This is a genomic window from Streptomyces sp. B6B3 (assembly GCF_039871525.1).
GTDB lineage: Bacteria > Actinomycetota > Actinomycetes > Streptomycetales > Streptomycetaceae > Streptomyces.
Map to the genome: position 1 here is coordinate 1 of NZ_JBDPLU010000071.1, position 918 is coordinate 918.

General features: G+C 72.4%; 1 protein-coding gene. It reads left to right on the forward strand.

The window, feature by feature from the left end; genetic code table 11:
* Positions 1-918: glycoside hydrolase family 36 protein (locus ABGB06_RS39405; protein ID WP_347600564.1), on the forward strand; the 918-nt coding region annotated here is incomplete at both ends.

Consider the following 918-nt stretch of genomic DNA (forward strand, 5'->3'; position numbering starts at 1 on the left):
GTGCGCAGCCCGCTGGCGGACAGCCTCCCGCCCGACGCGTTCTTCCAACGGGAAGGCCGGCGGCAGGTCGAGAACGGCCGATACCACCTGGACCTGCGCCACCCCGCGGCGGTCGCGCACCTGGACGCCACGATCGACCGGCTGGTCGGCGAGCTCGGCATCGACTACTTCAAGCTCGACTACAACGTCAACCCCGGTCCCGGCACCGACGTGGCGGCCGAGGCGCCCGGTGCCGGGCTGCTGGAGCACAACCGCGCTCATCTGCGCTGGCTCGAGGGCGTGCTGGACCGGCACCCGGACCTGGTGCTGGAGAACTGCGGCTCCGGCGGCATGCGCATGGACTACGCGATGCTGGCCCGGCTGCAACTGCAGTCGACCAGCGATCAGGAGAACCCGTTGCGCTATCCGCCGATCGCCGCGGCGGCGCCGATGGCCCTGCTGCCCGAGCAGTCCGCGAGCTGGGCCTACCCGCAGTCGGACATGTCCGACGAGGAGATCGCGTTCACGATGGTCACCGGGTTGCTCGGCCGGCTCTACCTCTCCGGGCACCTCAACCGGATGTCCGCGGATCAGCTCGCACTGGTCCGCGACGGTGTTGACGCGCATCGGGCGATCCGCGGAGAGCTGGCCCGAGCGGTGCCGTTCTGGCCGCTCGGCCTGCCCGAATGGGATGACGGCTGGATCGCCCTCGGCCTGCGCACGGGCGTCGAAAGCATCCTGGCCGTGTGGCGGCGGCCCGGCGCGGATGCCGTCGTCGACCTGCCGATGCCGCATCTGCGCGGCGTCGACGCGGAGATCGACATGCTGTATCCGCGGCGGCTGACCGCCTGGCCGGCCGACTGGGACGTCGACACCGGCACGCTCCGCCTCGAGGGCGGGCCCGCGCCCGCCGCCCGGGTCCTCCGGCTCCGGACTCCG